Here is a 5967-nt window from a genome sequence, read left to right as displayed (position 1 = left end):
ACATTATTTTGGTCATCTAGCTGATAAAAATCAACATAATCTATTGTGGGTAAAGGAATTTGAAGGATGAGGTGAGGGTCATTTGTATTATTTTGTACTTTGAACTTTAGCCAGTAACTGAAATTACTTATGCCCAAATTAGGCACGTCAGAATCAACAGCTTTWAACTCTTCGCTGCTTATTACTGCCTTAAGGTTAAGTTTGTTGCTTGTATCGGTAAGCAATAACATTTGTTTGCCAAAATTGCTTAACGTCTCATCATTATGTAGTTTAATGGCTTCCTGACTTATGGCAGGTAATGCTATCGAGCACGTAAGTAGCAAGGCAAAGAATAACCTTAATAAAAAAGATCTAATCATAGACAGGTATTAATAACTGATAATCTATATCTATCTCACCCTTTGGCCCCTGCTCAATTGTATGTTGTATTGGATTATTTCTCAAATCAAATATACGATCTCTATCATACTCATCTGCCGTTTCCAAAGTTTCGGCATTCATCTTTCTCAATACTCTTGCAATATAGTCGTCTTTTGGATAAAAAAACTCACCATTATTACCAATTCCATTTTCAACTATGAAACCAACCCTTCTTACCATGGGCATGGTGTAGTCTCCACAGATGGTAAATAGTGATCCAAGTCTGATTTGATTTACAATTGCAATACCGGCTCTTACAAGCAAAAGGCTGATACCTATGCCTGCAACGCTTTTTGCATTCCACAAACCGCAGAGTTCACCCGTTCCATCGTCAAAGTATTCGTTGATCACGTGTGCTACTTTTGGATCCATGTATCCTACTGCCTTTTCGACCGGCAAGGGATGAATCCCATCTGCAATATGAACTCTTACTCCTCCAACAACGTTTCCCTCTTCATCCTCGGCAACTATACCATGTACACTTGGCAAATCCATCCACAGCCTGTTATTGGTTGTAATGTTAGTGATACCATAATCTCTCAATACCTGAACATGCCCATCTAGATACCTCTCGCAAGTGTCAAGATCTTTAATTGCTGTAAAAGATCGAAATGTAAATTTTCTCATATTGTGTCTAGGAAAACTTTAAAATATCTTCCAGTGGTCTTTTTAATGATCTAGAAGATGCTTCGTCAGCGTAAGACAACCTGAACATAAAAATTCCACAATTATTTCCCAAAGCAGGAAATATTTTCCGCAGGTCGTATTGTAGGGATTCAAGTTCCTTGGCCATATTAGCCGTCATACCAGCACCATTAGTCTGATTAAACCTATCAAATACAAACAGCGTGCCGCTGATAGGTTGAAACGAGAGACCGTTCAAATTAGCAGTGATCCATGCTCTTTGAAGAGCTTCGCCACCTTTCACAAAACTTTCCGGACTATACTCCGGCATGCTGATCAATCCGATGGCCGACGAAGAAGCAACCCCTCCTTTAGATATTTTTTCAAAAGCGCTTCCGCCTCCCCATTTGTTTAATAAAGTAATTACTTCAGGTTTAGCAGCAACCATCATTCCGGTCCTGTCACTCTCAGATAATTCCAGTGTGGCAATGTCGATTCCTTCAATTATCGGTGATCCGTCTGCAGAAGGCCATTTGATCTCTTTCGTAAAGAGGTCATGGTGGCCCTGAGGATGCAAGAATCTCAATCTTTCTACTGATGCTACAATGTTTGCTATTTCATTAATCGAGTCTCTATCTTCTACAAGATCCAGATGGGCATTTGGTTCATCAATGGTTACATTCTTACTTATTTTTGCAGTAACGGCAGCGTCAATAGGTTGCTGATCACCTTTCTTTCTATTAGTTAACCTTAATCCTACCCCAGCAATCAACTCATTGCGATAGGTTTGTCCCTCTTCTTTGCTAAATCCAAATGCTGCGATTAATCTACTGTCACTTCCTGCCGGAAACAAATTGATTGTTGTTTCCAAACCAAGGCTGGCAGCTTTTATTTTTAAATTCTCAATAGCGGCTCCAAGTGAAATATAAGAAGCTGTATTCTGAAAGTCCATCCATGAAATCGATTGGTTTTCATCATGGAACAAGAACAATTGTTCTTTATGATATAAAAACTTCCAAGGCTGGCTATTGCCTCCGGATGGGGCGAGTCCTGCAGCTGCAGCTAATTCTTTTACCTGCTCATGTGTGAGTGTCAGTTTTGAATGAATTTCAGTAGCTACTATATCTGCTGCTTTTTGCATCTCATCTAATTTCAACTCGGGAGCGGAATAATCTATCACCTTATAGAAATCGTCTTCAGGTTTTACTTTGTCGCTGATGATCTCTTCAAGGTCTACAAAATACCTTCCTGAATCATTGTATTGTCCTAATGCAATCCTTCTGCAAACATCAGCACCTAAAGCACCACCTAAAGCCACCGCCGAGGCCAATTGCGGCCAGGTAGTGATAGACTGCCCAACTTCAACCATAGAAGCTTTTAATCGATCTGACGACGTCTCTAAGCCCACCATAGGAAGGAGATAGGGGATCTTCTCTTCATTGGTCTTTAAATATTTAATTTTTGTGTGATCCAGGTGGTCTATTAGTCCATGTAATATAGCTCTGTCTGGCTCAAGGTCAAACCTTTCCACATCCAGCGTGCCTTTATCGCTGGCATCCATTACAACGGGAACACGAAGCGCTTTTGCCTTATGTCTTAGTAAAATTTTAATATCCAGTCCATCACACTCATCTACAATCACATCAAGTTTTCCGCCTTCCAAAAAGAAGCGATCCATATTCTCTTCCGTCATTCCATCTTCAAAAAGTGTAACTTTCAAAAAAGGATCTATTTCTTTAATTTCTCTGGCTACAATCACTACTTTCGGCAAGCCCAGGTTGTGTACACCAGTTCGGATCCTGTTTAGGTTTGTTAGTTCCAGTAAATCAAAATCCGCAAGTCTGATCTCTCCAAAACCACGTTCCATAGCCATAGTTATGGATACTGATTGGCCTACAGAAAGACCAACAACACCAACTTTTTGCCTGCCTAAAATATCCCTTTCTTCTCTTGTGATCTTGTAAATGTTGCGGCTGGTCCGCATTTCGATAAATTCTTCTTCATCAAGCAAATGCACTAAACGTTCAGACCATGGGTAATATACCCATACCCCATATTCCTGCATAGACAGATCACCGATATGAAGTTTTTTTAAGTGCTTTAATTCTTCTGCACTTGGTTTCTTTTTGGGTAATTTAGACTTTATTAAATCATCCAACTGAGTGTCAATTTGATCATGTATGGAGATGTGTTGCTTCTTTTTAAGCAATTCCTCTAGCCTGTTTTTGTCATTTTCCAAATAAATTCGAAAAAATAAAGGCTCTGTAGCCATAGTGTTTTCCACTGAGTTGTTCTCAAATAATAGCATCGCAATAATAGATAAAAAATATACCCCCAATTATTTATTTCAATAAATACAAAAATAGTATATTTGCTAAATATTTAACTATCTTAAGTAGGAGTTTAAACAATTTTGCATGGTTTTTTAGTTTTATGGATAGGCAAATAATAAGTGTATTGTATGTTGATGATGAAATACATAATCTAAACGCCTTTAAAGCTTCTTTTAGAAGGGTTTTCAATGTGCATACAGCAGAGTCTGCTGCTGAAGCAGTGCAAATATTGAAACAAGAACATATTAATATCATACTTACCGATCAGCGCATGCCTGTTACCACAGGTATAGAATTCTTAGAATCAATCATTGATGAATATCCTGATCCAATTAGAATACTTCTTACTGGATATGCTGATATAAATGCAGTTATTGATGCAATCAATAAAGGGCAGGTTTATCTATATATTGCTAAGCCATGGCAAGAAGAGGAACTCCGATCAGCTCTGGAAAAAGCTTTTGAAGTATATTCTTTAAGGGAGAGAAATAAAGAATTAAATGAGGAACTTTTACTTGTTAACGAACAATTAGAGTTTATGTTGAGACAGAAGTTATTGTCTTAAGTTATAGCTTTTGAGCCCTCAAATAAGATCTGAATAGTTCAGTTTGATTTGTCTGAAAAATCAGGCACTTGGAGTTTAAGTCAAACAATTATTTAAAATAATTAAAACTTGTACTAGAAAATAACTTTTAAGCTAAATAACTTCATTAAAACTTATTAAATCGATATATTTAACAAAAAACATTTCAGAGAATATGAGCAGCGGTGCCTCAATAAACGTTTTGTATGTAGATGATGAACTTCATAACCTGAACTCTTTTAAAGCCGGGTTTAGGAGGTTATTTAATATTTTCACTGCTGAGTCTGCGTTAGAAGGAAGAAAAATTCTTGAGGCAGAGAATATTCATGTTATTATTACAGATCAAAGAATGCCAGTTATGACTGGCATCGAATTTTTGGAATCTATTATACCTGATTTTCCTGATCCGATAAGGATTCTTCTGACAGGGTACGCAGATATAAATGCCGTTATTGACGCAATAAATAGAGGACAGGTTTATAAATATATTCAAAAACCCTGGATGGATGAAGATTTGAGGATCAATATAGAAAAAGCCTTTGAAATATATTCTTTAAGAAAAGAGAACAGGGAACTTACCCAGCAACTGATATTAGCAAATAAGCAACTAGAATTTTTGCTAAGGCAAAATAATTTGCTGCCTTAAATGTAAGAGCCGATCAATTATGAGAATCTGGAGAATAACTTTACTAACATTAATTCATCTCTCCTTTTTCTTAAGTATTCAGGCACAAAATATATCCAATGAAGGCACTGATTTTTGGTCAGTATTTCCTACACATGATCCCGCATTTTACCTGGGGCTCCCAAAGCTCGCCAACAATACCATTTATGTGTCTTCAAAAAATAATTCAGAAGTAACAGTTACCTGTGGGGCTTGGAGTCAAACTAAGAAAATTATGGCCAACGTTGTTGAACCATTTCTTATTCCGAGAGCCGATGCATACGTCGATTTAAAAGACATAAATACCGTTAAAGTTCAAAAGGGAATACATATAACGGTCACAGCCGGCATGCCCAAAGTAGCCGTGTATTCACATATCTATGCGGGCAGGCGTTCTTCAGCATCTCTGATCCTTCCAACAGACGCGCTTGGACAACAGTATTTTTCAATGAATTATACTCAAAATGGCAATATAAACGATGGAGCAGGCAGAAATTACTTGGCAATTGTTGCAACTGAGCCAAATACAAAAATAATAATACATACAAGAGAGGGGAAAAGATCAGTTTCCTTTAATAATGCAGGAGAGGTTTATGAATATATGCCGCCTGACCAGCGAGATTTAACCGGTACAATTGTTGAAATAGATCCACTTTCTCCTGACAACTGTAATAAACGATTTGCTGTTTTTTCTGGAAATACTTCAGTTTCTATTGGTAAGGGTAGTCCAGATGAAGATTCCAGAGACCCGCTATATCAGCAGTTATATCCGCCAACAAGCTGGGGTAAAAACTATAGTGTAGTTCCATTTAAAGATAGAAAATTCTTGTTAAGAATATTAGCGCAAGAAGATAACACCCGGGTAGACTTTAATGGTGGTACATTTATATTGAATAAAGGACAATTTTACGAGAGCCCTTCGTTGCTAATGGAATCATTGTTCATTAAGGCGAATAAGAAGATAAGTGTAGCACAATATTCTTTAAGTCAAATCTGGTCATCTGCAACAAATCTTGAAATGTTGAGCGATCCTGATATGGTATTGCTTAATCCGATAGAATTTAATGTTAAGGCTATCACACTATTCTCATCTACAAAAGAGCGCATCTCTGAGCGCTATATTAACGTGAGTATGAAAACCTCAGTAACATCAACTTTTAAAATTGATGGAGCCGCTCCGGAAAATGGCACATGGTCAGTAATACCATCCAATCCTGAGTATTCATGCATACAGATAAGAATTAGTAATGTAAGTTCAACATTGACCGCCAACGATGGATTTAATGCTATTGCTTACGGCTTTGGCGAAAAAGAATCTTATTCGTATTCTGCTGGAACAAACC

6 protein-coding genes are annotated in these 5967 nt (G+C 37.3%); 3 read left to right on the top strand and 3 right to left on the bottom strand.

Annotated features, from left to right (window positions below):
- The 3 genes from AC1DG9_RS21990 to AC1DG9_RS21980 form a co-directional block, all read right to left on the bottom strand.
- A partial coding sequence (locus AC1DG9_RS21990) for a 7TMR-DISMED2 domain-containing protein (protein ID WP_477635237.1) occupies positions 1 to 359 on the bottom strand: 359 nt, incomplete at its 3' end.
- Positions 352 to 1047: a hypothetical protein gene (locus AC1DG9_RS21985; RefSeq protein WP_048906766.1), complete on the bottom strand. Its 696-nt coding sequence runs from the start codon at positions 1045 to 1047 to the stop codon at positions 352 to 354. The genes AC1DG9_RS21990 and AC1DG9_RS21985, both read right to left, overlap by 8 nt.
- Before the next feature lie 7 nt (positions 1048 to 1054).
- The gene (locus AC1DG9_RS21980; protein ID WP_337716575.1) at positions 1055 to 3352 is read right to left on the bottom strand and encodes an Rv1355c family protein; all 2298 of its coding nucleotides are present in this window, start codon (positions 3350 to 3352) and stop codon (positions 1055 to 1057) included.
- Between the two features lie 125 nt (positions 3353 to 3477).
- Here AC1DG9_RS21980 and AC1DG9_RS21975 point away from each other — a divergent pair, with 125 nt between their 5' ends.
- From AC1DG9_RS21975 to AC1DG9_RS21965, 3 genes are all read left to right on the top strand, one after another.
- The gene (locus tag AC1DG9_RS21975) at positions 3478 to 3942 is read left to right on the top strand and encodes a response regulator (RefSeq protein ID WP_172659821.1); all 465 of its coding nucleotides are present in this window, start codon (positions 3478 to 3480) and stop codon (positions 3940 to 3942) included.
- Between the two features lie 193 nt (positions 3943 to 4135).
- On the top strand, positions 4136 to 4606 hold the full coding sequence (locus AC1DG9_RS21970) for a response regulator (protein ID WP_172659822.1): 471 nt from the start codon (positions 4136 to 4138) through the stop codon (positions 4604 to 4606).
- Between the two features lie 19 nt (positions 4607 to 4625).
- Positions 4626 to 5967, top strand: a 1342-nt coding sequence (locus AC1DG9_RS21965; protein ID WP_477635236.1) for an IgGFc-binding protein, incomplete at its 3' end; no start/stop codon positions are given.

Source organism: Pedobacter sp. 05L430 (genome assembly GCF_056397585.1).
This window is presented reverse-complemented; position numbering and strand designations above follow the sequence as displayed.